We start from the raw sequence: 26,416 nt of genomic DNA, 5'->3' as shown, positions 1-26,416 counted from the left end.
CTCCTTTGCTACCAGTTTAGCAGGCGGCACCGCAATCAGTTATCGATTTCATGATAGAAAGCTTACAAAATTGTAAGAAAGCCTTCACCTCCGAAATGTTAGGGTAACCGTCGTGCCTTGATTCTCCAGAGAGGCAAGCGACACATCGATATCTAATTGCGTACTGATCGTTTCAACTAAATAAAGACCGATCCCAGTTGCCTCTCCTGTTTGCCGCCCATTCTGACCTGTATAAAAGGGGCGGAAAACCCGCGGGAGATCCGCTGCTGCAATCCCGCAGCCTTCATCTGCGATCGTTAAGCTTCTAGAAAAAGGATCGATCTCAAAATAGACTTTACTGTCTGGCTTTGAGTACTTGATGGCGTTGCTGATGAGTTGAAAGAGCAAAATACCTAGCCATTTTTTGTCTGTTGTCACCGTGATATCTGCTTCACTCATCAGCTTCGGATAGACTTCACTGCGAATAAAATTTCGCTTCTGGTCACCGATACTGTGTTTTAACAATTCCAACAATGAGGCTGATTCGATAACGAAGTCCTCCGTGAAATCTTCCAAGCGCACAAAATTCAGCGCAGTCGCCAAGCCACTTTTTAAGCGATCTGTTTCAGCCAAAAGATCATAGCTATCGACTTCTTCACTTTCAGCCATTAACGCCAAAACTGAGACAGGTGTTTTCATTTGATGAACCCAGATATTCATGAAACGAATATGATTTTGATGGTGCTGATCTAATTCTGTCAGCCGCTCTTGCTCTTGCTGTTCATGGGCATCGAACTGCTTGCGCCATTGCTTGGAAAGGTAGCCATTGCTTCGGTGTGTCGCTCTTCCATGCTTGATATACTGATAAAACGCAGTATTGGAAAGGTAATCTACCAAATAAACAAGAACAATGAACAGCCCGAATAGAAGCAGACCATAACCAATTACGAGGTAATTTCGATAGCCATCCAACCAAATCACTAAAACGAACAATGAAATGGCTAGGAACGTAACGAGTAGTTTAGGTAAATGAACACTTGCATATGCTTTCATTCTTCCGTACCTATCACTGATAAAGCGTAACCCTTTCCGCGAATCGTTTGGATCGGATCATTGATGCCCATTGCCGCCAGTTTTTTTCGCAAACGGCCGACATTGACAGAAAGCGTATTGTCATCAACGAAGCGCTCATCATCCCATAATAGATTTAAGATCCGTTCCCGTTTGACCATCTCTGGGTGTGCTGACATTAACAGGGTCAATAATTCTCCTTCTCGAACAGTCAGCCATTCACTGGCTTCACGATAGACCATCTTCAATGCTTCGGGATAGTAGATCAATTCGCCGGCTTTCAAACTTCTCGCCCGATCAGACTGTGAATAATCCCCGTAAACTCTGCGAATGTGGCTTTTTACTTTTGCCAGCAGCAAGTCATAAGAAAAAGGTTTGACTAGATAATCATCAGCACCATATTCTAGAGCCATCACTTGATCCATATTGCCGTCACGGGCGGAGATGAAGAGAATTGGAACCAACGAACGTTCCCTGATTTTTTGGCACCAATAAAACCCATCATAATAAGGTAGATTGACATCCAACAAAACCAAATCAGGTTGGATCATCAAGAATTCATCTAAAACCGCAGCGAAATTTTCTGGAACAAAGGTTTGATACGCATAGCGGGATAATTGATTTTCCATCATTTTGACTAACGATTTGTCATCTTCGACCACGAATATTTTCATAGGAACCCTCCTGTTTTCTCTAAAGTTTACCAAAACTGCATGAAAAAAACTGCAAAATTCCAGCTTTTTTAAAAAAAGTGTACTTATTTATTGTAAGCAAAATTATTTTATAGTATACTACGTTTTGTGATTAAAACTTACTTAAAGTAAAGGTGGAAAAAAATGAAAAATATTTTAGTTGTTAAAGCCAATAACCGTCCTGATGGAGTATCTGCAAAAATGTTTGATACGTTCGTTGAAAATCTTGATACCAACAATGTGGACGTTGTAACCTTTGATGTGTACGCACAACCAATGCCTTATATCGGTCAAACGTTATTTGAAGCATTTGGCAAACTTTCACAAGAACAAGAATTAAACCAAGAAGAACAAGAATTGATGACTGTCCGTCAAGACGTGATGAACAAATTCGCAGCAGCGGATACCATCGTTTTCGCTTTCCCAATGTGGAACTTAACGATTCCTGCTGCCTTGCACACATTCATCGACTACATCTTCCAAGCTGGCTTTACTTTCTCTTATAACGAAGATGGTTCAATGAACCAATTATTGAAAGACAAAGAAATCGTTCTATTGAATGCCCGTGGTGGTGTTTACTCAGGCGAAATGAGCGCAATGGAAAACGCTGTAACCTTTATGGAAAAAGTTTTCGGTGGTATGTTCGGCATGAACATCACAGAAGAAGTAATCATTGAAGGCCACAATGCAGATCCTTCTAAAACAGCAGAAATCATTGCTGAAGGTTTAGAACGCGTAGCAGCTGCTGCGAAAAAATTCTAATCATTGCTATTGATCAACTCCTTAACAAAGCGCTATTGCTTGTTGAGGAGTTTTTTTATCCAAAAACGTAGCTCGTCCATGGATCGATAAAATAAAGAAGCCCCTTAGAACACAGCGGTCTAAGGGGACTCTTTTTATTTTGATGCTTTCCAATCAAAAGGCAACAGCTCTTCTAGCGTCATGATTTTTCCTGCTGCGATCATGACCTGCGTGTTATGGTTGGCAGGATCCAGCTGGCTGATGAATTCACGGCAACGACCACAAGGTGGGATCGGCTCACCTACCGAATTGATTGCAACCATCTGTAACACCCGCTGCTGACCATCAGTGATCATTTGCGCAGCCGCAGCCTGTTCGGCGCAAAAACCCATAGAACAGCTGGTATCGATACAGATCCCTGTATAAATCTGTCCATCTGCAGTAGCCAGAGCTGCCGCAACACTCCCTGCTTCTGCAAATTGAGAGAGCTGTCTGAATCCCAGTTTTTGCTTCGCGGCATCGATCAGCAACTGAAAGTCCATTTTTCTTCCTCCAATAATAAGCTGCTCATGGTTAAATGAACCGTTTAAGCACCCGCCATGATTTTCGTCAATAGCTCAGGATCAAAGGTCTTTTCCCGCAGCATCGCGATTTCATAGCCATAAGGGGCTTTTTTATTCTTTTTGTCTTCGCCAACATAGGGTGTTTCCAAAATTTTCGGTAACGCTGATAATTGCTCATGATGAACGATCTTATTCAAGGCTTCAAAGCCGATCGTGCCAAAACCAATATTCGCATGTCGGTCTTTGTGGCTGCCCTGTGGATTTTTTGAATCATTGACATGGATGACCTTCAAGCGATCCAACCCGATGATTTTGTCAAACTCGTTTAACACGCCGTCAAAGTCTTCTTTGACATTGTAGCCAGCATCGTTCGTGTGACAAGTATCTAGTGTAACGGATAATTTTTCATTTAAGGTGACACCATCGATAATTGCTGCCAATTCTTCAAAGCTGCGACCAATCTCGGTGCCTTTACCTGCCATTGTTTCTAATGCGATCTGGGCAGTTTGATTTTTTTCAAGGACCTCATTCAAGCCTTTAATGATCTGCTTGATCCCAGCTTCTGGTCCTGCACCGACATGGGCACCAGGGTGCAATGTGATTTGAGTTGCACCTAAAGCTTGGGCTCGTTGGATTTCTTCTTGTAAGAACGAAACAGCAAAGCCAAAGTTTTCTGGTTTGATGGTATTGCCTAAATTAATGATGTAAGGGGCATGGACGACGATATTCGAAATTCCTTTTTCCGTCATAAAATCTTGTCCAGCTGCGATCTGCATTTCTTCGATCGGTTTGCGCCGCGTGTTTTGCGGAGCTCCGGTATAGATCATAAACGTAGTAGCTTGATAGCTAGCTGCCTCTTCTGCTGCTCCTAAAAGCATTTTTTTGCCGCTCATTGAAACGTGTGAACCAATCAACATTTTTCTTTTCCTCCTAAATCTAGTCTTCTCTATTATCGATAAAAGCGCCTTGTAAAGCGATTATTTTGCTCATTGCCGTATTTTTTTATCAAGCGAGTCCAAATAACATCAGAACACCCGTCATTAGCGGCATACTTATCAAAAAGCTAATGGAAGAAACGAACCCCACCGCTTCTTCCTCCATTCCAGCAATCACGGAATTAATGACACCGAATAAAGGAATTGGAGCAAACACTAACAAACAAAGAACTGGCTTTAATAAAACTGGGATTGGTAAAACATAGAAAGCTGCGAACAGCACGAATGCCAGTCCGTACCGCAAGCTTAAAATTTTGATCACTGTTTGGGTGGTGTGCTTCGGTAAGCGGAAATCCAAAAATAAGCCAATCATAAACATGGACAAAAACGTATTTGCGATCCCGATTGGTTGGACAAGCGCCAATGCCGCTTCGGGAATCCTCCAATCCGCACTGCGGATAATCAGCATCACTAGATAAATAGTAAACGTTGGCGAACGCAGGAGATTCAAAAAGATTTTCCCTGGTTCAAACGTCGTCCGCTTTCCAATCAAGAATTCGATGAAAATCGTCGTTCCCCCTGCCAACATGATACTGTTCCCCATATCAAACAGCGAAATCAGCGGAATCCCTAAAGGATAAAAGCTTTGGGCAAAAGGAATCGCAAAATTGCCGATATTAAAGCCTGAACCGCAGTACATCGCAAACTGCTGCAGCGTGTTCGATTCTTTTTTGGTCAAGAAAAATGCGAAGAGGATCTGGACGATCGTAATGATCAACGCGATCACAATCAAACTAAGCGCACTGACTTGTACTTGCATTGAAGCTAAATTCAAAATGATTGCTGCCGGTAACGTCACATTCAAAATAATTTTGGATAAGATCGAGCCATCCGCTTTTGAAAGGACATTTAGCCGCTTAAGAAAATACCCTAAGAAGATCATGGCAAATAAACCGGCGGCATTCAACACTATATTTCCCATTCCAACAAAAACCCTTCCTCTACAAAAATTTGAAAAAAGCGAACCAACAAGGCGGTTCGCTTTTTGCGATTAAAATGTTAATAAGAAATATTTTTTCTTGCCACGACGAATCACGACGTATTTTCCACCGATCCGATCACTTGCTTGGAGCTCGTACGTTAGGTCTTGGACGCGTTCCCCATTGATGTAGATGGCACCATTTTGAACGTCTTCTCTTGCTTGACGTTTTGATGGTTCGATTTTAGCAGTCGTCAACACTTCAACGATGTTCAAAGAATCATCTGCTGATACCTGATGGCTTGGCACCCCTTTGAAGCCTTGTTCGATCTCTTCAGCGTTCAATTCTTTGATATTGCCACTGAATAAACTTGCTGAGATGCGTAAGGCTTGTTCATAAGCCTCTGCCCCATGAACCAAAGTAGTGACTTCTTTTGCCAAAGCTTTTTGTGCTGCTCGAGATTCTGGTGCAGCGTTAAACTCTGCTTCGATCGCAGCGATTTCTTCTAATGATAAGAAGGTGAAATATTTCAAGAATTTGACTGCATCACGATCATCCGTATTGATCCAGAATTGGTAGAACTCGTAAGGCGTCGTTTTCTTGGCATCTAGCCAAACCGCATTGCCTTCTGTTTTCCCAAATTTCGTTCCATCTGCTTTTGTGATCAATGGCATAGTCAAACCGAACCCTTGGACTTCACGCTCACGACGTAATAATTCGATCCCAGAGGTGATATTCCCCCATTGATCGCTACCGCCTAATTGCAACAAGCAACCGTGGTTGTCGTAAAGATTCAAAAAGTCATAGGCTTGTAATAGCTGGTATGCAAATTCCGTGTAGGAGATCCCAGTTTCGATCCGACGTTTGACACTTTCTTTGCTCATCATGTAATTGATGGTAAAGTTTTTCCCAGTGTCGCGCAAGAAATCAATCAGTTTCAATTCCCCTAGCCACTCATAGTTATTGGCAATGATGGCAGGATTTTCTTGGTCATCAAAATCAATGAAGCGAGATAATTGGCTCTTGATACTTTGTGACCATTCTAAAACGGTATCTAGTGTGTTTAATTGACGTTCTTGATCTTTAAAGGATGGGTCACCGATCATTCCTGTACCACCGCCTACTAATGCGATCGGCACATGTCCGTTTTGTTGGAAACGGCGCAACATCAAAATAGGCAATAAATGACCAATATGCAGGCTATCTGCGGTAGGATCAAAGCCGATATATAGTTTCACAGACTCTTCATTTAATTGTTTGGTCAAGGCTGCTTCGTCTGTGGTCTGATGAACTAATCCGCGTTGCTTTAGCTCTTCAAAAAAGTCTGTACTCATTCTTTCTCCTCCTAATAATTGCTTCATTGTTCATCTTAACTGAAAAAGAGGTCAATGAAAAGTCTTTCTCTCAAAGTCCTTTACCAAAAAAGAAACTTTTAGGCAAATCCGTTCATTTTCCTTTATTATCGCTGGTTCAATACAAACACCAACTGGCATTTTCTCGCACACTTCTTTCGATAACAGATAGGGTGCTACCCAAGCGCCTTGTTTTTTGCTATAATTACACGGAATCTATTCTAATTTATTGAGGTGACTCTTTTTGTCCCAGAAAACGAAAAATCAAAAGAATACAGAAAACAAAAATAGAGGCTGGTTCTATTTCAACATCAGTCTTAGGGTTTTACATGCCTTGTTCTTAGTTGCTATTTCTTTGCTGGTTCTAGGCGGTTCTTTAGCCTTAGGGATCGGTGCCGGCTACTTTGCTTTTCTTGTGGAAGATACCGCAGCTCCTTCTAAAGATGAGTTACAAAAAGAATTGACCGACATCACAGAGACTTCTCAACTCGCATACGCTGATGGCAGCAAAATCGCAACGATTCGCTCGGATCTAATGCGAACGTCGGTTAATTCCGATCAAATTTCAGATTATTTGAAAAAAGCGATCATCGCAACAGAGGATGAATATTTTAATATTCATAATGGGGTAGTACCAAAAGCAGTCGTGCGGGCATTATTATCAGAAGCGACAGGCTTTGGCGGCAGCGGGGGTTCCACTTTGACCCAGCAGCTGGTAAAACAACAAATCCTTTCCAGTGAAACGACCTTTAAACGCAAAGCCAATGAGATTTTATTAGCCATGGAAGTGGAGAAATTTTTCGATAAAGATGAGATCGTCACCATGTATTTAAACATCTCCCCTTTTGGTCGAAATAATAAAGGGCAAAATATCGCAGGTGTGCAAGAAGCGGCGCAAGGAATTTTTGGCGTCAACGCAGCTGACCTGTCTTTACCGCAAGCAGCCTTTATTGCGGGTCTGCCACAAAGCCCGATCGTCTACAGCCCTTATACAAATACGGGTGAGATCAAGGAAAACTTGACCGCTGGCTTAGAACGAAAAGACTTCGTGCTCTTCAGTATGTATCGTAACCACGATATCACGAAAGAAGAATACGAAGAGGCGCTTAATTATGACTTGAAGCAAGACTTCAAAAAACAAGAAGCCATTGAACAAACGGATCAAAGCTTCCTTTATTACACTGTGTTAAATGAAGCAAAAGACATTATTGCCAAACAGCTGGCAGATGAAGATGATGTCAGTGACGAAGAATACGCCAAAGAGGAAACCTATCAAAAATACTTCGAATTGGCGCAGCAAAAACTTGTTAATGGCGGCTATACCGTCACATCAACGATCGATAAAGATATTTATAATGCGATGCAAGATGCCGTCGACAAATACGGCTATATGCTAGACAACTGGGGTGACTCCACCATCGAAGTCGGCAATGTCATGATGGACAACGCCACTGGGAAAGTACTAGGCTTTATTGGCGGTCGTAACTATGCTGACAATCAATTCAACCATGCCTTTGATGCCAAACGCCAAGCAGGTTCAAGTATCAAACCCATGCTGGTTTACGGACCGGCGATCGAAAGTGGCTTAATGGGCTCTGAATCGATGGTTTCTGACTATGCCGCAAAATGGCGGACAGGAGAAAACGCCGGTGAGCCGATCGTCAATGCCACAAACCGTGGAACCAATACTTTTATGTCGATTCGTGAATCATTGGAGGTTTCCAGTAATATCGCAGCGACAAATATTTTCCAAGATCTTTGGGAAAAAGAAGGCGATCATTTTTATGCCTACACAAATTATTTAAGCAAAATGGGCTATCCCGAAGATAATAGCTGGGCGTATGAATCAGCGCCATTAGGGGTTACAGATGTCACAGTCTTGAATCAAACGAATGGCTTCCAAACATTTGCCAATAATGGTGTTTATCAGCAAGGCTATATCATCGAATCAATCAAAGACAATGAAGGCGAAGTGCTTTACCAGCATGAAGCCAAACCTGTCCAAGTCTTTTCAGAAGCGACGGCTTCCATCATGACCGACATGATGCGTAGTGTCATCGATGAGCAAAAAACCAGTTCCTTTAAATCGGTTATCAGCGGATTGGATTGGAACCTCGGAAATGCTGATTGGGTCGGAAAAACTGGTTCCACCAACAACTGGTCGGACTCTTGGCTAGTCGTCTCCACCCCATCGATCACCATCAGCAGCTGGTCAGGTCGAGATGACAATAAAGGGACCGATAGCGCTGCAGGAACTCGGACAGCCAACTATATGGCTTACTTGATCAATCGTATTTATCAAACAAACCAAGAAGTCTTTGGTGTGAATCAGAAGTTTGAACTTTCTAGTGATGTCAAAAAAGCTCAAGTTTCCAAGTTTACTGGTACCCAACCAGGAGGAACCGTGCGAGTCGATAATCGAACCTATACTAATCCAAGCAGTACCGTTACTTCGTATTGGGCCACTGGCGGACCAGATACGGTCGATTTCAAATTTGGACTCGGTGGTTCAGATGCAAACTACGCTGACTATTGGAGAAAAGCATCTTCTAGCCGTTCAACAAACCGTTCGTCGAATACATCATCGAATAACGCATCCAACAATGTTACACCTACGGCAAATGATGAGGATGACGATGAGGAACAGCAAGACAATAATCAACAAAATACCAACAATAATGATGACTGATCAGCCTTGTGCTGATCAGTTTTTTTATGCAAAAAAAGTGTGAGGAGAAAATCCATAGATTTTCTCCTCACACGAACGATCGTTGAAGCAAAAAGTGGAACAACAAGGCGTTGTTCCACTGATCGTTTGATCAAATCGCTGCTTATTTCGTAGAGCTTTTTTCTGAAATACCGTAAGGCAAGACGATCGTTTTTTGTTCTACATCTTCTTTGTTCATCATTTTTGTCAATAGACGCATCGCAACGGCACCCATATCATACAATGGTTGCGTCACACTTGATAAGCGTGGACGAGCTGCTTCAGCCAATAATGAATTGTTGCTGGTGATGATCTCGAAATCTTCAGGAACTTTAACACCTTTGTCTAACAAACCATCTAAGACACCGATGGCTAACTCATCGTCTGTGACATAAGCTGCTGTTGCACCACTGTTGATGATGCGATCAACTAAGGCTAAGCCTTCTTTAAAGCTGTATGGTGATTCAAAGATCAACCCTTCAGAATATTCAAGGTTGTTTTCTTTCAAGGCTTCTTTATAGCCTTTCAAGCGGTTTTGGCCATTGATTGGATCGATCAAAGCACCGCTGACAAAAGCGATTTTTTGATTGTTTTTCGCCAATAATGAAACAGCATCTTTGGCAGCTGCTGTGTAATCGATATTGACACTTCCTACTTGTTCATCAGGATCGATCGAACCAGCTAAAACGACTGGTGTTTTTGAGCGAGAGAATTCTCCGCGAATTTCATCCGTGATGCGATGACCCATGAAGATAACGCCGTCCACTTGTTTTGCTAACAAGTTGTTCAAAACGTTGACTTCTTTCATTGTATCGCCATCAGAGTTGGCTAAGATGATATTGTATTTATACATGGTCGCTACATCATCGATCCCACGAGCAAGTGATGAGAAGAACATATTGCTGACATCAGGAATGATGACACCAACAGTCGTGGTCTTTTTACTTGCTAACCCTCGAGCAACTGCGTTTGGACGATAATCCAAGCGGTCGATCACTTCCAGCACTTTCTTACGAGTTGCTGGTTTTACATTTGGATTTCCGTTGACTACCCGTGAAACAGTTGCCATCGATACATTCGCTTCCCGTGCAACATCATAAATCGTAATTGTTTGTTTTTCCATGATATATCTCCCTTATTCTATTTTCAGAAAATCTTATTTACATTTCTTTGTTAGGATAGCAAATTTTTTCCGTATTTGCAACCGTTTTAATTTTGTTTTCATGAAAACTTAGCAATTTCCTACTTTCCCCGCCCCTATTCTCTTCTAAAGCATGATAAAATAGAAAAAGAATACTTGAAAGAAGGTTTTTTCAAATGAATGATAAAAAAATCAATGAGTTAAATGGCTGGTTGAAAACCAATGGCGCAGATGTTGCCTATATTTCTAATCCAGCAACGATCGCTTATTTTTCAGGTTTTAAAAGTGAACCTCATGAACGGGTCCTTGCTTTGTTTGTCGCACCTGGAAAAGATCCCTTTCTTTTCACACCAGCTCTGGAAGTAGAAGAAGCAAAAAATAGTGGCTGGCCCTTTGACATTATCGGTTATCTCGATAGCGAAGACCCTTGGGCGAAAATCTGTCAGGAATTGACCTCTCGTTACCAAGTTTCTTCCTTGGCACTAGAAAAAAATGACCTTTCCGTCGAGCGCTATGAAGCATTGAAACGGTTTTTGCCACAGACCGATTTTTCTTTAGATGTGACTCCGGTCATTCAAAAAATGCAGTTAACCAAAACGGCTGCTGAAATTGACACCTTGCTAGAAGCTGGCAACTGGGCAGACGTTGCTTTTGAGATTGGATTTGCTGCCATCAAAGAAGGCGTCAGCGAAATGGCAATCGTTGCGGAAATTGAGTACGAGTTGAAAAAGCGTGGGGTTTCCCATATGTCCTTCGATACGACGGTGTTAGCTGGTGCCAATGCAGCAAGTCCTCATGGCGTACCTGGTGACCGCAAAGTGACTGCCAATGAACTCGTCTTGTTTGACCTAGGGGTCGTTTGGAAAGGATATTGCAGTGATGCAACCAGAACGGTTGCCTATAAAGAACCGACTGCATTACAAAGAAAAATTTATGACATCGTTCTTGAAGCTGAACTAGCAGCGCAAGCAGCGGTCAAACCTGGGATTACCGCTGGAGAATTAGACAAGATTGCTCGTGATGTGATTACTGGCTATGGCTACGGCGACTACTTCAACCATCGTCTAGGTCACGGCATCGGGACCACGGTTCATGAGTTCCCCTCTTTGATCACTGGCAATGATTTAGTGATCGAAGAAGGGATGTGCTTCTCTATCGAACCGGGCATTTATTTACCAGATCAGGTCGGTGTCCGCATTGAAGACTGTGTGTATGTCACTGCAGATGGCTGTGTACCTTTTACCAAGACAGCAAAAGAATTATTGATCTTATCTTGATTTTCCTAATGAAACGGCGCAACATGTTAGCATTACATGAAAAGGAGTGTTCTTATGAGTAAAAAAGTGTTGGTTTTAGGCGGCACGCGTTTTTTCGGTAAATATTTGGTCCAATCACTAATTGATCAAGGATTGGACGTGACGATCGCTACCCGAGGGAACACGAAAGATTCCTTTGGCGATCAAGTCAACAGAATCATCTTCGATCGCACCGACGAAGAAAGTATCAAAACGGCATTAACAAAAGAAACCTATGAGGTCATTTACGACAATATTGCTTATACTTCCAACGACATTGAGATTCTACTGCGTCATGTCACACCGAAGCGCTACATCGTTACTAGCTCAATGTCTGCGTACCATGAATTACACTTCGATTTGATTGAAGCGGATTTTGACCCTGCTAAAGAACCCTTCAGACTGGTTGGCTCTGAGGAGGTCGATTATGCACAAGGCAAGCGAACCGTGGAAGAGATCCTGACCCAAAAATACAGTCAAATCCCGTCCGTTTTTGTCCGCTTTCCTTATGTGATCGGTGCAGATGATTATACAAAACGTTTTACCTTTTACATTGACCATCTGATAAAGCAAAAGCCAATGGCTGTCGATAATCTAACGCATCAAATGGGCTTTGTGGATGCCCAAGAAGCTGGTAAATTTTTAGCGTTTCTAGGTACTAGCTCGTTCACAGGACCCATCAATGGTGCGTCAAAAGGTACAGTTTCCTTAGAAGAAGTGCTGCAATACGTAACGAAAAAAACTGGTCTTTCCCCGCTCTTTTCAGAAACAGGCGATCAAGGCCCTTACAATGGTACACCTGCTTATTCGATCAATGTTGGTCTCGCTGAGGAAATTGGCTTTCCATTCAGTCACCTGCAGGATTGGCTCTATCAACTTTGCGATTGGGAAATCACCCAAGCATCAAACGAATAACTACCAAAATCACAAAAAACGTTCGCCGATTTAACTGGCGAACGTTTTTATCTTTTAAAGCAATCAAGTTTTATCCTTATTTATGCTTCTGGGTTGTTTTTTTCTAATGTGTCTTTTAATTCTTCTTTCGCATCTTCTAAGTCAGCTTTGGCATCTTTTGTTTCTGCTTTCGCTGTTTTTTTGGCATCATCTGCTGCTTTTCCAGCTTCTTTTTTCAAATCAGCTGCGGCTGCTTGACCGTCTTTTTTGGCTTCTTCAACGACAGGTTTTGCTTCTTGTGCCCCTTCTTTGACGGTTTGTTTCATATCCGCTGCAGAAGATTTTGCATCAATGATGATATCTTGCACCGTGTCATCAGCGTCTACTTTGGTATCTTTCGCTGATTCTTTGACCTCGTTCGCTGATTTTTTGAAGCGTTCTGATAGATCACCTGCTTGTTTCTTTAACTCTTCAACGGTTTCTTCTGATGAACCAGCTGCTGTTTCTTTTAAGTCATCGACTTTCGCTGTTAAAGAACCGGTGAAGTCAGATGCTTGCTCGCTTAGTTTTGCCGCTTTGTCTTTAGCGATATCGACAAGATCCGTACTTCTTTCTTTGGCTAAATCACCATAATCAGATGCTTTATCTAATAAATCGTCTGCTTGTTTTGCTAATTTATTTCTTAATGTTTTACCAGATTCTGGCGCCAACAAAAGTGCTGCTGCTGCTGCCGCTGTTCCTCCGATGATTGCTCCTAATAAAAATCCGCCTTTTTTACTCATTGAAAGTCCTCCTTTTATTTTTGGTTATTTTTGTCTTTGAAAAATTTCATGGCTGTTTGACCGACTTTTCCAGCTACCGTTGCTTTGGCAGTGGTCCGGCCAAGACTACCCACGCGCGTAATTAAATTTTTTCCAGAAACATTTAGTTCTGAAACACTGGTACTTAGATCTGCAACTGCTGTGAACAAAGGATCGATGGTTGCGACTTTTCCGTTCACATCTTGTAAAAGCTCATTCGTTTTTACCAAAAGACCTTCAACCTCTTTTGAAAGAATATCAACGTCTTTGGTAATGACACGGATGGTTGTGTTTGCCTCTTCGACCGTTTTGTCTACTTTGGTCATTGTCTTGCTGACTTGCATCAACAAACGAACGACGAAAATGACCAATACGACAAATGCGATCGCAGCAATCAATGCAGCTAGTTCTCCTCCTGACATAGAATGGCTCCTTTCCCCATTTACTTATATTAAGAATAGCATTTCACTGCACTTTCTACAAATAAAAGACTGCATTTTTAAGAAAATTATCCGCTTTCAACAGGAAATAATAAAAAAACAAAGCAATTTCATCAGAAATCGCCTTGTTTAGGAGTTTTTGTTATTTTTTTGACGCTTTCGGTGCTTCTTTGACTTCTTTTTGAACCGGAGCTAGTTCTTTTCCTAACTCGATCAAATACTCTTTCAAGCTGTCTTTGACTTCAGGATGCACTAGACCATACTCGATACTTGTTTTTAAGAAACCGAATTTATCTCCAACATCGTAACGCTTGCCATTAAATTGATGAGCAAATACGCGTTGGGTTTTATTTAATGTGTCGATGGCATCCGTCAATTGGATCTCGCCACCAGCACCTGGTTCTTGATTGGCTAAAATATCAAAAATTTCAGGGGTCAGCAAGTAGCGACCAATAATTGCTAAATCACTTGGCGCATTTTCTGGCGCTGGTTTTTCAACAAAGTTTTTGACATTGAACAAGCCTTTTTCAACTTCCATACCAGGATCAATGATCCCGTATTTTGATGTATCTTCATGAGGAACATCCATGACAGCGATCGTTGATGCATGCGTTTTTTCATAATTATCGATCAACTGTTTCGTCAATGGTACTTGATCTTCCATCAAGTCATCACCTAGCATAACTACAAACGGTTCGTTTCCGACAAATGCCCGAGCCTGTAATACGGCATGGCCTAATCCTTTCGGATGAGATTGGCGAATGAAGTGAAGATTTACGTCAGTTGTTTCTTCCACTAATTTCAAAAGCTCCGTCTTGCCTTTTTCTTTTAGATTCATCTCTAATTCTAAATTGGCATCGAAATGGTCTTCAATTGGACGCTTTGCTTTCCCTGTTACGATCAAAATATCTTCGATCCCCGATTGTAAAGCTTCTTCCACGATAAACTGAATCGTTGGTTTGTCAACGATCGGCAACATTTCCTTTGCCATTGCCTTTGTAGCTGGTAAAAATCGGGTACCCAGACCGGCTGCTGGGATAACTGCTTTTTTGACATTCATGTGACTCGCTCCTTTAATCATAATGATTGATCTACCGAAAATTCGTTTTCTTCTTTGCCGTCTCGCAGCATAATATCTTTCGCTGCTTGCTTGATGTCTTTGCCTTCATACAAGACCGAATAAATCGTTTCTGTGATTGGCATTTCCACCGACAAAGCTTCTGCTAATTCGCGGGCAGCTTTTGTGGTTGAAACTCCTTCAACGATCATCCCCATATTGTCTAATACTTCATCTAAGCTATGGCCTTTTCCTAATAGGTTTCCTGCACGCCAATTCCGTGAATGGACACTGGTACAAGTGACGATCAAATCGCCAACCCCACTCAATCCGATAAAGGTTAAAGGATTGGCACCCATTGCCACACCAAGACGACTGATTTCTGCTAACCCACGGGTCATGATCGCTGCCTTCGCATCATCCCCAAAGCCAAGTCCTGCGATAGCACCGGCACCAATGGCGATGATGTTTTTCAAAGCGGCGCCAGTTTCGACACCGATCACATCGTTATTCGTGTAGATTCTAAAGTAATCATTCATAAATAGCTCTTGTACATACTTAGCAGCCGCTTCATTTTCTGAAGCTGCCGTGATCGTGGTGATATCATGGACAGCGACTTCTTCCGCATGAGATGGTCCTGACAAGACAACGATTTCTTGCCGTTTATCAGCTGGGATCTCTTCGGCAAGTACTTCTGAGATTCGTTTATGACTGCCTTGTTCTAACCCTTTTGAGGCATGGATAATGACTGGCTTGCCAGTTGTTTTCTTAGTGAATTCTTGTGCCACGGCACGAATCGCTTTAGTTGGTACGACAAACAAGACGGCATCTGCCCCTTGGATCGCCTCTTCTAAATCTTTACAGCCTAGAATATTTTCAGGAAGCTTCAGATCTGGCAAATAATGCCGATTCGTATGATACGTATTGATTTCATCGATTTGGGCGGGATTGTTCCCCCAAATAGTCACTTCATGTCCATTTTCAGACAAGACTTGTGCCAAAGCAGTCCCCCATGATCCGGGACCTAAGACGGCGATTTTCTGTTTCACTATGGAAACCTCCTCTATCCTTTTCGCAAATTCATGCACTTCATCATTTTACCATAATTTCGATAAAATAACTGTTTAGATAATCGCTTGGTTCTTACCAAAGCTGCGGTTGTAATCCTTTAACGCTTGTTTTTTCCTGCGCCAGATCATTAAAGCGATCGCTCCGAAGAACAATAAAGCGGAAAGTGCCTGTGACACACGGATTCCACCAAATAAGTATAAACTATCGGTACGCATTCCTTCAATAAAGAAGCGCCCGAATCCATACCAAATCAAGTAGCTCAAGAAGACTTCGCCTTCTTTTAATAACCCAGTTTTCTTACGCAAGAAGATCAAAACGATAAATCCAATCACGTTCCAAACCGATTCATAAAGAAAGGTCGGCTGCCGATACGCTTCATCGATATACATATTATCGATAATGAATTTCGGTATATACAAACTTTCTAAGAAGGAGCGGCTGACTTCAGCGCCAAATGCTTCATGGTTCATAAAGTTGCCCCAACGCCCGATGCCTTGTGCCAATAAGACACTTGGTGCGGCGATGTCTAAGAAGGTCCAGGGAGAAATAAAATTTCGTTGGCAGAAAAAGTATAGCCAGATCCCCCCGGCGATCAGTGCGCCGTAGATCGCGATCCCACCAGAGCGAATATTGAAAATTTGACTTGGGTCATCAATGTAGTATTGCAAGTCAAACAGAATATAATAAAGCCGCGCACCAATGATCGCTACTGGCAATCCAATCAACATAAAATCAGTCACATCATCTGGCTTGAGCCCGACACGAACCGCCTCTCTCGTGCTTAACCACATAGCAATGATCACGCCTGATACGATAATGATCGCATACCAATAAATCGGCAAACCAAATAGTTCAAATGCGACTCGATTTACTAAACCTAACATCTATCTTATCCTCTCTAGTTTCCAGAATTTTCTTCGATCAATTGCGTCAATCGATTTTCAAAGGTCTTCGTTGCATCGTAGCCCATCGTTTTCGCTCGGAAATTCATGGCAGCGACTTCGATAATGATTGCAACATTTCGACCAGTTTTTACCGGGATCTTGATTTGTGGTACATCGACGCCACCAATTTCAACCGTCGTATCATCGGTTCCTAGTCGATCATACTTTTTGTCTTTCGCCCAAGCTTCTAAATACACCGCTACTTGAACCTGCATATACCCTCGTACGGCACTGGCACCAAAAAGATTCATGACATCGATGATTCCGATTCCGCGGATCTCGATCAAGTGCTGCAAGATTTTCGGCGGTTCCCCTACCAAAGTCAATTCATCTTGCTTATACACATCCACCCGATCGTCAGCGATCAACCGATGCCCACGTTTGATTAACTCTAAGGCTGTTTCGCTTTTCCCAATTCCGCTATCGCCTTGAATCAAAACACCTAGCCCATAGACATCCACTAATACCCCATGGACACTGGTTCTTGTGGCTAAGCGTCCATCGAGAAAACTAGAAAGCTCTCCTTGCAGACGTGAGGTTGAGATGGGCGAACGCAAAATTGTGATCTCATGTTCTTTGCAGGCTTGAATCATTTCTGCTGGTACTTCCAAGCCGCGAGAAACGATAAACCCTGGGGTATCCTCGGCACACATTTTGCGCATCACCATCAAGCGTTCTTCTGGCATCATCCGTTCCGCAAAGGTGATCTCTTTGCTGCCGAATAATTGCAGACGATCATGGGAATAGTAATTAAAATAACCCGTCAATTCCAAACCAGGTCGGGAAATATCGCCGGTAATGATTTCTCTTTCTAAACTGTTTTCAGTTCCTTCAACTATCTCTAAATTTAAAGCCTCCGCCAGCTCGCTGACTTTGACGGTTTCTGCCATAGGTTTTCCCTCTTTTCTCAATGATTCTTGCCGCTGTTTCTTGTAAACGACACTCTGGTTCTATTTTATCATTCTATCAGTAAAGTTACTACCTTCGCCAATAGAAGTCCTCATTCTTTTTCGTTTGTGTTATTATTTTACTAAGGAGGGATTTTTAATGAAATTTTCAGCATACAAGTATCAACGCCCTGATTTTCCAGTTTATCAAGAAACATTCAAAAAAGCATTAGCAAACCTTCAGTCAGCCGATACCTTCTCGGAGGCGAAGCAAGCCCTTGATGCTTTGAACGAACTAAGAGGAACGATCGATACCGCAATGAACTTGGCTTCGATCCGCTATTCGATCGATACCAACGATGCCTTTTATGAAGCAGAAGACACTTTTTGGAATGAATACCAGCCTCATTTTGAAGCTCTGGATTTTCAATTCTATCAAGCACTCCTGGCTTCACCTGTCTTAGATGAATTAAAAGCCGAATATCCAGAAACACTTTTTTTATTTGCCGAAAGCCGTGTGAAGCTTTTTGATGAGGCCTTGATCGAATTATTTCAAAAAGAAAACCAATTGGCTTCTGATTACAGCAAATTGGTCGCTTCTGCCCAAATCGACTTCCAAGGAGAAACCTATACCCTCGCACAACTGCGACCATTTACCGAAAACAAAGATCGCGGTGTTCGAAAAGAAGCGTTTGAAAAACAAACGGCTTTCTTCACGGAAAATGAAGACCGTTTTGATCAAATTTATGACGAGATGGTCAAGGTTCGTACCGAGATCGCCCACAAGCTCGGCTTTGAAAATTACGTTGCCTTTGCGGATACCCAAATGAATCGTTGGGACTATGATCGTTCAATGATCGAGACCTATCGTCGGGAAATTTTAGAAAAAGTCGTCCCAATTACCCAAAAACTGTACCAAAGACAGGCGCAGCGTAATCAATTGACTCAGGCAACCTTTACCGACCTGCCGCTTGTTTATCCTAGTGGTAACGCAGAGCCTAAAGGAACTCCTGAAGAACTAGTAGAAAAAGCCCGTGTGATGTATCAGGAACTATCCCCTGAAACTGGCGAATTTTTTGATTTTATGGTCGAGCATGACCTACTTGATCTACTAAGCAAAAAAGGCAAACAATCTGGCGGCTATTGTACGTTTATCCAAGACTATCAATCGCCATTTATCTTTGCCAACTTTAACGGCACTTCTGGCGATGTCGATGTTTTGACCCACGAAGCTGGCCACGCGTTTCAAGCCTTTCGCTCTCGTTGGATCAAAGAACCGGAAATTCTCTTTCCCAATTATGAGTCTTGCGAGATCCATTCAATGTCGATGGAGTTTATCGCCTGGCCATGGATGGATGCTTTTTTTGAAGAAGAAACAGAAAAATACAAATTTGCGCATCTTGCTAGCAGCCTGCAATTTTTGCCTTATGGCGTTTTAGTGGATCACTTCCAACAAGACGTTTATGAGCATCCTGAGTGGTCACCAGCACAGCGCAAAGCCCGTTGGCGGGAATTAGAGCGCCAGTATTGCCCAGAACGGGATTATTCAGAATATCCTGACCTTGATCGTGGCTTGTATTGGTTTAGACAAGGGCATATTTTTGAATCACCTTTCTATTATATCGATTATACATTGGCGCAAGTGTGTGCGTTCCAATTTTGGTATCGATTCATCGTGGCAAAAGACGAAACCGCTTGGCAAGATTATTTGGCCATCTGCGAAGTCGGCGGCACGAAAACATTCCTTGAGATCCTGTCTCTTGCTCATTTACGTTCACCTTTTGAAAAAGGGGCGCTTGATGAGACGTTACAGGCAGTAGATACGTACCTTGCTGCTATCAAAGAAGAACAGTTAAACTAAAAAAAGACGTTTCCGTTTCTCCACTAGCTTCATAGCTAGTGGGAGAAAACGTGAAACGTCTTTTTAACGTGAATATTTTTCGATATGGTGTTCAGTCACGATCATATTGATCACTGACATGATCAGTGCCACTAATAGCGCTGCCCCAAACGAGGAGAAGCCGAAGTTGGCTGACCCAACAAAATATGAAGTCAAATTCAGCATGAGCGCATTGATCACAAAAGTGAAGAAACCAAGCGTCAGTAAAGTCAATGGAAATGAAATGACGATCAGAATTGGTTTAATCAAAGCATTCAGGATCGACAGTACGAAACTGGCGATCACTGCAGTCATAATGCTTTGAACATGGATCATATTTGGTAATAGAACCGCCAATGTGACAAACGTCAATGTATTCATGATAAGCCGTTGAAAATAAGACACTAGAAGTCACTCCAGTCCTCATCCTCCACCTTTTCCGCTTCTTTACGGGGACGATTTGCTTCATTGTATTTGTTTTGTTTGTAGTAGTGATTGTCGTGGCCATATCCTGAGGTACTCTTGCGACCAGAAGGAATCAAGACCGCCATGATGATATATAAAGTGATTCCAGGAAACGCAGCAGTCACTAAAGATAGAAAGACATAGATCACGCGAACGATGGTTGGATCGATTCGCAAGTATTCTGCCAGACCCCCTAGAGTACCTGTAATGACAACGTTATTGGCTGATTTTGTTAATTTTTTGTTCATTTATCTACACCTTCCTTCTTTTCTTTAATGAGTGTAAACCCAGCGATTCTTATTTGTCTGTATCTTTGATAAAGACATTTCCTGTTGTTGTGGATAGATCGATTTGAGCGACTTTATCGGCAACCCGACGGAATTGCAATAGTTGGTTTAGGCGTTCTTTTTTCTCACGCACAACTTCCATCTCGCTTAAACGATTGTTGATGCTACCTAAACTTGTTTTTGCGATCCCTTCAAAACCGATTCCTGTCGGTAATGCTACTTTGACATTCCCATTTACAGAGCTGGCGTTTAATTTTTGGACCGTTTCTTCTTTGTAGGTCACACGGATGTTGCCGTTAACTAAAGAAATACCGGTATTTTGTGGCGTTGCTGTCAACGTAACGTCGCCGTTCACCGTTTCGATAATGGCATCTAAAATCTCACCCTCTTGAACAGTGATCGTTCCATTCACGCCTTCAATCTCTAACATCGATGCGTTTACTTTGCGGAAATCGATATTGCCGTTTGTTGATTTTGTATAGACATCTTTCGCATCCAATTCATTGAATGTAACATTGCCGTTCAGCAATTTCACTGCCACATGATCATAGGTACGTTTTGGCAAGTAGAAAACGAGATCGGCACGAATGCGTTTGTTGGGAATTTGGAAAGAGATGCGTTCATCATCGACATTGATTTGGCTTCTTGCTTCAAAAGCCTCGAAAGGCTCCGCCGCATCCATTTTACCATATAGTTTGATTTTGGCATCTACTTTGACACCTGGTTCATCCCATAATTGGAAGGAAACATTGCCGTTTGCCAATTTCACATCGATCAATGTCGCTGCCGTTTCATCATAGCTGAATGTGTGCTCAAATTTTGTCGCTGCAACACCAGGAACTTTCAAGTTGATGTCTTTCCATTCCATGTTGTCATTGACTGACTCTGTCACTGCCCGAACTGTTTTCTTCAAGAAGTGTCCGAAGTGTGTGCTGGCATCGACCATTTTTTCACTTACTTGGTTAAAGGTGTCAGTCGCTTGCTCTTTCCAATCCTCTGGAATATCTAATTTTTGAGAAATTTTTTCTTTTGTTTGAGACCATTGGTCTTTGCGAATATTTTTTAATTTTGCTTCCAATTCTGCTTTTTCCTCAGATAAACCATCTAAGGTTTCTTCCAAGGCAGTAATGGTCGCTTCTGTTTCATGACGCGTAGCCAATTCATCTTCTGACAATTGATCCAACTCTTCTTTGGTGTTCAATTGCATCAGTGTTTCTTGTGCTTCTTTTAATTCTTCTTTGACGCCAAGAATTTCAGCATTGATTTCGTCCAACTCAGCAGATGCTTGGTTGGCTTCCGTTGCTAAACCATCGAGAATCTTTTCAAGATTTTCTTTGTCTTGCGCTTCGTTTTGACGAAGTTTTTCTTCGCTGTCAAACGTGAACATCTCATCGTCGTTTTCAGTATCATCAAATGGGCTTGTCGCATTCTTATCCGCGGTTACCTCAGCAGCAGCTTTGTTAATTTGTTTTTCGTCTTTGGCTTTTGCCATACCTTCTAGTAAATCCAAGGCTTCTTCTGTAGAAAGCACACCTTTTTTTACTAGATCCAATATACGTTCTCTTTCGTTCATGGAAATTGCCTCCTTCAGCAAATGTGTGATTGCAAGTTTAGCTTACGAACCTATTATGCCTTGTTTTTGCAAAAGCGTCATAGGTCTTAAGTACCAAGTTTTTCTCAATCTGCAGATTGGCAAGCAAAACCGACACTTTTTCTTCATTACACTAGGCTCAAAACGATCTTCCTATTATTAACAGTACCACGAAAAACCAATAGAAACAAAAGTTTCAGCTAGTAGAACTCTTGAGGAATAGGTCTGCTAGAGTAAATGAGCGATTGCTCCTTTCACTGCAGGTCGGCGACGAAAAGAATAGACGGCTCAACTAGTAAATTTCAGGGACGATAGAATCGATTTCCATTGGCCATCTTTATGGAGGAGCCATTTTCTATTCTGCCTATCCTGTTCACGTCATCGATTGAAGCGATTCTTCCAAATCAAAAAGACCGCCGAGAGAAGTTACTCCTTAAAGGACAACTGCTTTCGACGGTCCGTCCCATCTCTTTTAAAAGAGATACATGATCAAGAACCCAAGCTGGTTTCTTAAATCATTTCCGTACGGTTTGTATTCAATTCACTGATTTTCCCAGTAGCAAGATACACGATCCATTCACAAATATTCGTTACGTAGTCACCGATTCGTTCCAAGTATTGAGCAACGGATAAATAATCGGTCCCACTGACAACTGTTTCTGGATTTTCTTTCATACTCTCGATCGTTTTGTAATAAATGTCTTTGTAATATTCATTGACCCGATCGTCCATTTGAGCGATCATGCGGGCATCATCTTGATCGGTTTTTACATACGCCACTAAGACATTATCAACCATTTTTTTGACGTAATCCGACATATCTGAGATTTCTTTTTCGATTTCGGCGATCCGCGTTTCGCCTTTGACCCGAATCGTTGACTTCGCAATGGATACCGCATGGTCCCCCATCCGCTCCAAGTCAGAGCTGGCTTTCATTACAGTAATGATCATTCGTAGATCGGTCGTTACTGGTTGTTGCAAAGCAATCATCTCAAAGCTCTTTTTTTCTAAACGAACTTCCATATTGTTGATCGCCAAATCATTTTCAATTACTTCCTGCGCAATTTCTTTGTCATGTCTGACATATGCTCGCACAGATTTATGAATGGCACTGCTGACTAGCATCCCCATTTCATAAAATTGATTGTGTAAATTTAATAATTCTTCTTCAAATTGTGTACGCAACATCCCTTTTCCTCCTAACCAAATCTTCCTGAGATATAATCTTCTGTTTCTTTTTTGCTTGGACTTAGGAACACTTTTTTCGTGTCATTGAACTCGATCAAGTTGCCGTCCAAAAAGAACGCGGTTTTATCTGAGATTCTTGAAGCTTGTGACATGTTGTGAGTCACGATGATCATGGTGTAGCGTTCTTTCAGTGCTAGAAGGGTATTCTCGATTTTCCCTGATGAAATGGGGTCTAACGCACTGGTTGGTTCATCCAGCAAAATGATTTCTGGATCGACAGCCAATACCCGAGCGATACAAACCCGCTGCTGTTGTCCACCTGATAAAGAAAGCGCACTTTGGTGAAGTTTGTCTTTGACATCTTCCCAGACAGAAGCTGCTTTCAGGCTTTCTTCTACCGTCTTATCAAGAATCGCCTTGTCCGTGACTCCTTTTAATTTTAACCCATAAATCACATTTTCGTAAATTGAAAAGGGAAAAGGATTCGGTTGTTGAAAAACCATCCCGATTTCTTTGCGCAAATCAACGATGTCTTGCTTTGGACTATAAATGTCTTTCCCTTTATAGACAACACTTCCTGTAATTGTCACACCAGGGATCAAATCATTCATTCGATTAAGAGAACGCAAGTAGGTCGATTTCCCACAACCTGAAGGTCCGATCATTGCAGTGATCTCGCCTTTTTTGATGGAAAGGTCGATTCCTTTTAATGCTTCTTTTTTTCCGTAGTATAAATGCAGATCTTTCGATGTAATAATTTCTTCTGCCATTGTTTTGCCTCCGTTTACTGATCGAATCGGCTCAGCCAAAATGACCGGATACGTAATCTTCTGTTGCTTTAATTTTTGGACGAGTAAATATCTTACGGGTCTCATCGTACTCGATCGCATTTCCTAAGTAGAAAAAGGCAGTATAATCGCTGATCCGAGCAGCTTGCTGCATATTATGGGTCACGATGATGATTGAATAGTCGTTTTTCAAGTTGATAAGAGTTTCTTCCACTGTCCCTGTTGAGATTGGATCAAGGGCACTAGCTGGTTCATCTAAAAGTAAGATATCTGGTTTCATCGCAATTGCTCGAGCGATACACAGACGTTGCTGCTGTCCACCGGACAATGCCAAAGCACTTTTGTCTAAGCTGTCCTTTACTTGATCCCAAAGTGCGGCTTGTTTCAAGCTGGTTTCGACTGCTTCATCCAATTTCTTTTTGTTTCTTTCTCCATGACGTCGCAAAGCAAAGGCGATGTTGTCATAGATCGATTTACTGAAAGGGTTTGGTCGTTGGAAAACCATGCCGATACGCTTGCGCATTTCGAAGACATCGACTTCTTTTGTATTGACGTCGACTCCTTTATACATGATGTTTCCTGTAACTCTCGTGTTTGCGATCCCATCATTCATTCGATTCAAAGAACGCAGATACGTTGATTTACCGCAACCGGAAGGTCCGATCAATGCGGTGATTTTATTTTTTTCAAATTGTAGATCAATGCCTTTGATGGCTTCATTTGATCCATACCATACATGCAAGTCAGTGGTATAAAGCGCCACATCTTCTGGTTTATCGAAGGTAATGATATTTCGATCGTCCCAATTGTAATCGTTCATACTGTCATTCTCCTTATGCTGACGTCATTTTCTTGTACAACCGTTTGCCAGCTGCACGGGCGCCAAAGTTAAATAGCAAGACGGCAATGATCAATACCGCGGAAGCCCCGGCTGAAACTTGAGCGCCATCAGGCATCGTACCTTCTGTATTGATTTTCCAAATATGGACTGCCAGCGTCTCCGCTTGTCGGAAAAGACCGATCGGGCTGGAAACACTCAATGGATTCCAGTTTGTAAAATCAAGGGCCGGTGCACTTTGTCCTGCAGTGTAGATCAGCGCTGCCGCTTCACCAAAAATCCGACCAGAACTTAGAATGACCCCAGTCAAAATCCCTGGTGTTGCTTCTGGAACAATGATGCGTGTGACAGTTTCCCAACGGGATAAGCCTAAAGACAAGCCCGCTTCACGCTGCGTATAATGAATCGCTTGTAGAGATTCTTCCACATTTCTAGTCAATAGTGGCAAATTGAAGAAAGTCAATGCCAAGGCACCTGAAATGATCGAAAAGCCATAACCAAACTGGATAACAAAGACCAAGAAACCAAAAAGACCGACAACCACAGAAGGCAGTGAACTCAAGATTTCGATCGATGTCCGAATGATATCCGTCAACCAGTTTTTCTTCGCATATTCTGATAAGTAGATCCCCGCTCCTAAAGAAATCGGAAAACTAATGATCATTGTCACTAAAAGCAAGTATAGGGAATTGAACAATTGGATGCCGATCCCGCCACCTTCTTGATACGCTTTTGAAGAAGAAGTCAGAAACTCCCAATTGATATGGGGAATACCACGTACCAAAATGTACAATAGTAAGGAAGTCAAAATCAAAACAATGACTCCAGCAACAGCATACAAGACGCCGGTAGCAATTTTATCTGAACGTTTTGCATTCATTATTTCAATGCTCCTTTCTTCCCAATAAAGCGAATGACAATGTTAAATAGTAAGGACATCAATAAGAGAATCAATGCTAATGACCATAGAACGTTGTTTTGGACTGTTCCCATGATCGTATTCCCAATACCCATGGTTAAGATCGATGTCAATGTTGATGCAGGTGTCACTAAGCTCGTCGGCATCAATGCCGCATTACCGATAACCATTTGGATCGCCAATGCTTCCCCAAATGCGCGAGCCATTCCGAAAACAACTGCCGTTAAAATCCCAGGGACAGCTGCTCGTAAAACAACTTTATAGATCGTTTGCCAGCGTGTTGCACCTAAAGCTAAGGATGCCTCACGGTAGTGCCGAGGGACTGCCCGTAACGCATCGACAGTCATCGTAGTCACTGTCGGCAAAATCATGATAAATAGGACAAAGGTCCCCGCCAAGATCCCAAACCCTGTACCGCCAAAAACAGAACGGACTGCTGGTACAATGACAGACAAACCGATAAAACCATAAACTACAGAAGGAATACCGACTAATAGTTCGATGACAGGCTGCAAAATCTTCTCTCCGTTACGAGGGGAGATCTCCACCATAAAGACTGCTGCACCGATCGCAAATGGTGTTGCGACGATCGCTGATAGGAAGGTTACGAAGAACGAACCAAGGATCATCGGTAAAGCACCTACTAATGGTTGGCCATCAGGACCAACAGCACTTGGATTCCATTGCGTACCAAACAAAAAGTCGAAAACATTGACTTTGTCTACAAAGAATGTCGCTAATCCACGGCTAGCAACGAAATAAAAAATGGAGATCACAACCAATACAATCAACGCAATACATAGAAAGCTAACCAGCTTTCCTCTTTGTTCCATTCTTGCGCGCTTGGATTTTTTTGTTAACACTTCTTTTACATTTTCCACGAGGGTTCCTCCTCAAAAATCAAACTAAACT

At 42.2% G+C, this 26,416-nt stretch carries 26 protein-coding genes; 5 read left to right on the top strand and 21 right to left on the bottom strand.

Translation table 11 applies throughout. The features are described 5' to 3' along the window. Window positions 1–84: 84 nt before the first annotated feature. Window positions 85–1,032 (bottom strand): sensor histidine kinase, encoded by a 948-nt coding sequence (locus IGI73_RS06320; protein WP_428206342.1) that lies wholly within the window; start codon window positions 1,030–1,032, stop codon window positions 85–87. Beyond that, complete coding sequence (locus IGI73_RS06315; RefSeq protein ID WP_060792809.1) at window positions 1,029–1,724, bottom strand: response regulator transcription factor; 696 nt, start codon at window positions 1,722–1,724, stop codon at window positions 1,029–1,031. The genes IGI73_RS06320 and IGI73_RS06315 overlap by 4 nt, the downstream gene beginning before the upstream one ends. Before the next feature lie 162 nt (window positions 1,725–1,886). Between IGI73_RS06315 and IGI73_RS06310 the strand changes: the two genes are divergently transcribed. Beyond that, window positions 1,887–2,504, top strand: a complete 618-nt coding sequence (locus tag IGI73_RS06310) for an FMN-dependent NADH-azoreductase (protein ID WP_005225804.1) — start codon at window positions 1,887–1,889, stop codon at window positions 2,502–2,504. Window positions 2,505–2,638: 134 nt separating this feature from the next. Here IGI73_RS06310 and IGI73_RS06305 read toward each other — a convergent pair whose 3' ends face one another. From IGI73_RS06305 to tyrS, 4 genes are all read right to left on the bottom strand, one after another. Continuing rightward, the gene (locus tag IGI73_RS06305) at window positions 2,639–3,025 is read right to left on the bottom strand and encodes a cytidine deaminase family protein (protein ID WP_284591247.1); all 387 of its coding nucleotides are present in this window, start codon (window positions 3,023–3,025) and stop codon (window positions 2,639–2,641) included. Between the two features lie 44 nt (window positions 3,026–3,069). Then, window positions 3,070–3,963 carry a deoxyribonuclease IV gene (locus IGI73_RS06300; RefSeq protein ID WP_005225802.1) on the bottom strand — a complete coding sequence of 298 codons (894 nt, stop codon included), beginning with the start codon at window positions 3,961–3,963 and terminating at the stop codon, window positions 3,070–3,072. An 88-nt stretch (window positions 3,964–4,051) separates the two neighbouring features. Next, window positions 4,052–4,963 (bottom strand): AEC family transporter, encoded by a 912-nt coding sequence (locus tag IGI73_RS06295; RefSeq protein ID WP_005225801.1) that lies wholly within the window; start codon window positions 4,961–4,963, stop codon window positions 4,052–4,054. A 69-nt stretch (window positions 4,964–5,032) separates the two neighbouring features. Then, window positions 5,033–6,295 carry a tyrosine--tRNA ligase gene (tyrS, locus tag IGI73_RS06290; RefSeq protein ID WP_428206343.1) on the bottom strand — a complete coding sequence of 421 codons (1,263 nt, stop codon included), beginning with the start codon at window positions 6,293–6,295 and terminating at the stop codon, window positions 5,033–5,035. A gap of 262 nt (window positions 6,296–6,557) precedes the next feature. Here tyrS and IGI73_RS06285 point away from each other — a divergent pair, with 262 nt between their 5' ends. Continuing rightward, the gene (locus tag IGI73_RS06285; protein WP_034868505.1) at window positions 6,558–9,002 is read left to right on the top strand and encodes a transglycosylase domain-containing protein; all 2,445 of its coding nucleotides are present in this window, start codon (window positions 6,558–6,560) and stop codon (window positions 9,000–9,002) included. Window positions 9,003–9,144: 142 nt separating this feature from the next. Here the strand turns inward: IGI73_RS06285 and ccpA are convergent, their stop codons facing one another. Beyond that, window positions 9,145–10,143: a catabolite control protein A gene (gene ccpA, locus IGI73_RS06280; RefSeq protein ID WP_005225798.1), complete on the bottom strand. Its 999-nt coding sequence runs from the start codon at window positions 10,141–10,143 to the stop codon at window positions 9,145–9,147. A 194-nt stretch (window positions 10,144–10,337) separates the two neighbouring features. Between ccpA and IGI73_RS06275 the strand changes: the two genes are divergently transcribed. Next, the gene (locus IGI73_RS06275; RefSeq protein WP_005225797.1) at window positions 10,338–11,438 is read left to right on the top strand and encodes a M24 family metallopeptidase; all 1,101 of its coding nucleotides are present in this window, start codon (window positions 10,338–10,340) and stop codon (window positions 11,436–11,438) included. A 54-nt stretch (window positions 11,439–11,492) separates the two neighbouring features. Then, window positions 11,493–12,371 carry an NAD-dependent epimerase/dehydratase family protein gene (locus IGI73_RS06270; RefSeq protein WP_005225796.1) on the top strand — a complete coding sequence of 293 codons (879 nt, stop codon included), beginning with the start codon at window positions 11,493–11,495 and terminating at the stop codon, window positions 12,369–12,371. Window positions 12,372–12,451: 80 nt separating this feature from the next. Here the strand turns inward: IGI73_RS06270 and IGI73_RS06265 are convergent, their stop codons facing one another. The 6 genes from IGI73_RS06265 to hprK form a co-directional block, all read right to left on the bottom strand. After that, on the bottom strand, window positions 12,452–13,132 hold the full coding sequence (locus IGI73_RS06265; RefSeq protein ID WP_428206344.1) for a YtxH domain-containing protein: 681 nt from the start codon (window positions 13,130–13,132) through the stop codon (window positions 12,452–12,454). 14 nt (window positions 13,133–13,146) lie between these two features. After that, window positions 13,147–13,572, bottom strand: coding sequence for a DUF948 domain-containing protein (locus tag IGI73_RS06260; RefSeq protein ID WP_005235398.1), 426 nt, complete (start codon window positions 13,570–13,572; stop codon window positions 13,147–13,149). Between the two features lie 160 nt (window positions 13,573–13,732). Further along, on the bottom strand, window positions 13,733–14,650 hold the full coding sequence (gene galU, locus IGI73_RS06255) for a UTP--glucose-1-phosphate uridylyltransferase GalU (protein WP_428206345.1): 918 nt from the start codon (window positions 14,648–14,650) through the stop codon (window positions 13,733–13,735). Between the two features lie 17 nt (window positions 14,651–14,667). Then, window positions 14,668–15,696 carry an NAD(P)H-dependent glycerol-3-phosphate dehydrogenase gene (locus IGI73_RS06250; RefSeq protein ID WP_005225792.1) on the bottom strand — a complete coding sequence of 343 codons (1,029 nt, stop codon included), beginning with the start codon at window positions 15,694–15,696 and terminating at the stop codon, window positions 14,668–14,670. Window positions 15,697–15,771: 75 nt separating this feature from the next. Then, entirely contained in the window at window positions 15,772–16,602 is an 831-nt protein-coding gene (gene lgt / locus IGI73_RS06245) for a prolipoprotein diacylglyceryl transferase (protein ID WP_010748008.1), read from the bottom strand. Window positions 16,603–16,616: 14 nt separating this feature from the next. Next, a complete protein-coding gene (gene hprK, locus IGI73_RS06240; RefSeq protein WP_005225790.1) occupies window positions 16,617–17,552 on the bottom strand; it encodes an HPr(Ser) kinase/phosphatase in 936 nt (311 codons plus the stop codon). A gap of 157 nt (window positions 17,553–17,709) precedes the next feature. On the opposite strand from hprK, the gene IGI73_RS06235 reads away from it, so the two are divergent. Further along, window positions 17,710–19,410 carry a M3 family oligoendopeptidase gene (locus IGI73_RS06235; RefSeq protein WP_016610290.1) on the top strand — a complete coding sequence of 567 codons (1,701 nt, stop codon included), beginning with the start codon at window positions 17,710–17,712 and terminating at the stop codon, window positions 19,408–19,410. Window positions 19,411–19,473: 63 nt separating this feature from the next. Here the strand turns inward: IGI73_RS06235 and IGI73_RS06230 are convergent, their stop codons facing one another. From IGI73_RS06230 to pstC, 8 genes are all read right to left on the bottom strand, one after another. Then, window positions 19,474–19,833, bottom strand: a complete 360-nt coding sequence (locus IGI73_RS06230) for a phage holin family protein (RefSeq protein WP_005225788.1) — start codon at window positions 19,831–19,833, stop codon at window positions 19,474–19,476. Further along, the gene (locus IGI73_RS06225) at window positions 19,833–20,141 is read right to left on the bottom strand and encodes a PspC domain-containing protein (RefSeq protein WP_010748006.1); all 309 of its coding nucleotides are present in this window, start codon (window positions 20,139–20,141) and stop codon (window positions 19,833–19,835) included. Before IGI73_RS06225 ends, IGI73_RS06230 begins: the two co-directional genes overlap by 1 nt. Window positions 20,142–20,190: 49 nt before the next feature. Next, a complete protein-coding gene (gene liaX / locus IGI73_RS06220) occupies window positions 20,191–21,753 on the bottom strand; it encodes a daptomycin-sensing surface protein LiaX (RefSeq protein ID WP_438759148.1) in 1,563 nt (520 codons plus the stop codon). 528 nt (window positions 21,754–22,281) lie between these two features. Next, on the bottom strand, window positions 22,282–22,959 hold the full coding sequence (gene phoU, locus IGI73_RS06215; RefSeq protein WP_005225785.1) for a phosphate signaling complex protein PhoU: 678 nt from the start codon (window positions 22,957–22,959) through the stop codon (window positions 22,282–22,284). 11 nt (window positions 22,960–22,970) lie between these two features. Then, window positions 22,971–23,729, bottom strand: a complete 759-nt coding sequence (gene pstB, locus IGI73_RS06210) for a phosphate ABC transporter ATP-binding protein PstB (protein WP_005235379.1) — start codon at window positions 23,727–23,729, stop codon at window positions 22,971–22,973. Between the two features lie 31 nt (window positions 23,730–23,760). After that, a complete protein-coding gene (pstB, locus tag IGI73_RS06205) occupies window positions 23,761–24,567 on the bottom strand; it encodes a phosphate ABC transporter ATP-binding protein PstB (protein ID WP_005225783.1) in 807 nt (268 codons plus the stop codon). A 13-nt stretch (window positions 24,568–24,580) separates the two neighbouring features. Beyond that, window positions 24,581–25,465, bottom strand: a complete 885-nt coding sequence (gene pstA, locus IGI73_RS06200) for a phosphate ABC transporter permease PstA (protein WP_428206348.1) — start codon at window positions 25,463–25,465, stop codon at window positions 24,581–24,583. Then, window positions 25,465–26,385, bottom strand: a complete 921-nt coding sequence (gene pstC / locus IGI73_RS06195; RefSeq protein ID WP_005225781.1) for a phosphate ABC transporter permease subunit PstC — start codon at window positions 26,383–26,385, stop codon at window positions 25,465–25,467. Before pstC ends, pstA begins: the two co-directional genes overlap by 1 nt. Between the last annotated feature and the right edge of the window lie 31 nt (window positions 26,386–26,416).

It is taken from the genome of Enterococcus sp. DIV0755f (genome assembly GCF_051713725.1).
In the GTDB taxonomy this organism is placed as follows: domain Bacteria; phylum Bacillota; class Bacilli; order Lactobacillales; family Enterococcaceae; genus Enterococcus_D; species Enterococcus_D casseliflavus.
The sequence above is the reverse complement of the archived record's forward strand: the minus strand, read 5'-3'. Positions and strand labels throughout refer to the sequence as shown.

What these genes read in the sequence shown, in the direction of transcription:
- IGI73_RS06320 (WP_428206342.1), bottom strand. Translation starts at nt 1,032, where the DNA reads ATGAAAGCATATGCAAGTGTTCATTTACCTAAACTACTCGTTACGTTC.
- IGI73_RS06315 (WP_060792809.1), bottom strand. Translation starts at nt 1,724, where the DNA reads ATGAAAATATTCGTGGTCGAAGATGACAAATCGTTAGTCAAAATGATG.
- IGI73_RS06310 (WP_005225804.1), top strand. Translation starts at nt 1,887, where the DNA reads ATGAAAAATATTTTAGTTGTTAAAGCCAATAACCGTCCTGATGGAGTA.
- IGI73_RS06305 (WP_284591247.1), bottom strand. Translation starts at nt 3,025, where the DNA reads ATGGACTTTCAGTTGCTGATCGATGCCGCGAAGCAAAAACTGGGATTC.
- IGI73_RS06300 (WP_005225802.1), bottom strand. Translation starts at nt 3,963, where the DNA reads ATGTTGATTGGTTCACACGTTTCAATGAGCGGCAAAAAAATGCTTTTA.
- IGI73_RS06295 (WP_005225801.1), bottom strand. Translation starts at nt 4,963, where the DNA reads ATGGGAAATATAGTGTTGAATGCCGCCGGTTTATTTGCCATGATCTTC.
- tyrS (WP_428206343.1), bottom strand. Translation starts at nt 6,295, where the DNA reads ATGAGTACAGACTTTTTTGAAGAGCTAAAGCAACGCGGATTAGTTCAT.
- ccpA (WP_005225798.1), bottom strand. Translation starts at nt 10,143, where the DNA reads ATGGAAAAACAAACAATTACGATTTATGATGTTGCACGGGAAGCGAAT.
- IGI73_RS06275 (WP_005225797.1), top strand. Translation starts at nt 10,338, where the DNA reads ATGAATGATAAAAAAATCAATGAGTTAAATGGCTGGTTGAAAACCAAT.
- IGI73_RS06270 (WP_005225796.1), top strand. Translation starts at nt 11,493, where the DNA reads ATGAGTAAAAAAGTGTTGGTTTTAGGCGGCACGCGTTTTTTCGGTAAA.
- IGI73_RS06265 (WP_428206344.1), bottom strand. Translation starts at nt 13,132, where the DNA reads ATGAGTAAAAAAGGCGGATTTTTATTAGGAGCAATCATCGGAGGAACA.
- IGI73_RS06260 (WP_005235398.1), bottom strand. Translation starts at nt 13,572, where the DNA reads ATGTCAGGAGGAGAACTAGCTGCATTGATTGCTGCGATCGCATTTGTC.
- galU (WP_428206345.1), bottom strand. Translation starts at nt 14,650, where the DNA reads ATGAATGTCAAAAAAGCAGTTATCCCAGCAGCCGGTCTGGGTACCCGA.
- lgt (WP_010748008.1), bottom strand. Translation starts at nt 16,602, where the DNA reads ATGTTAGGTTTAGTAAATCGAGTCGCATTTGAACTATTTGGTTTGCCG.
- hprK (WP_005225790.1), bottom strand. Translation starts at nt 17,552, where the DNA reads ATGGCAGAAACCGTCAAAGTCAGCGAGCTGGCGGAGGCTTTAAATTTA.
- IGI73_RS06235 (WP_016610290.1), top strand. Translation starts at nt 17,710, where the DNA reads ATGAAATTTTCAGCATACAAGTATCAACGCCCTGATTTTCCAGTTTAT.
- IGI73_RS06225 (WP_010748006.1), bottom strand. Translation starts at nt 20,141, where the DNA reads ATGAACAAAAAATTAACAAAATCAGCCAATAACGTTGTCATTACAGGT.
- liaX (WP_438759148.1), bottom strand. Translation starts at nt 21,753, where the DNA reads ATGAACGAAAGAGAACGTATATTGGATCTAGTAAAAAAAGGTGTGCTT.
- phoU (WP_005225785.1), bottom strand. Translation starts at nt 22,959, where the DNA reads ATGTTGCGTACACAATTTGAAGAAGAATTATTAAATTTACACAATCAA.
- pstB (WP_005235379.1), bottom strand. Translation starts at nt 23,729, where the DNA reads ATGGCAGAAGAAATTATTACATCGAAAGATCTGCATTTATACTACGGA.
- pstB (WP_005225783.1), bottom strand. Translation starts at nt 24,567, where the DNA reads ATGAACGATTACAATTGGGACGATCGAAATATCATTACCTTCGATAAA.
- pstA (WP_428206348.1), bottom strand. Translation starts at nt 25,465, where the DNA reads ATGAATGCAAAACGTTCAGATAAAATTGCTACCGGCGTCTTGTATGCT.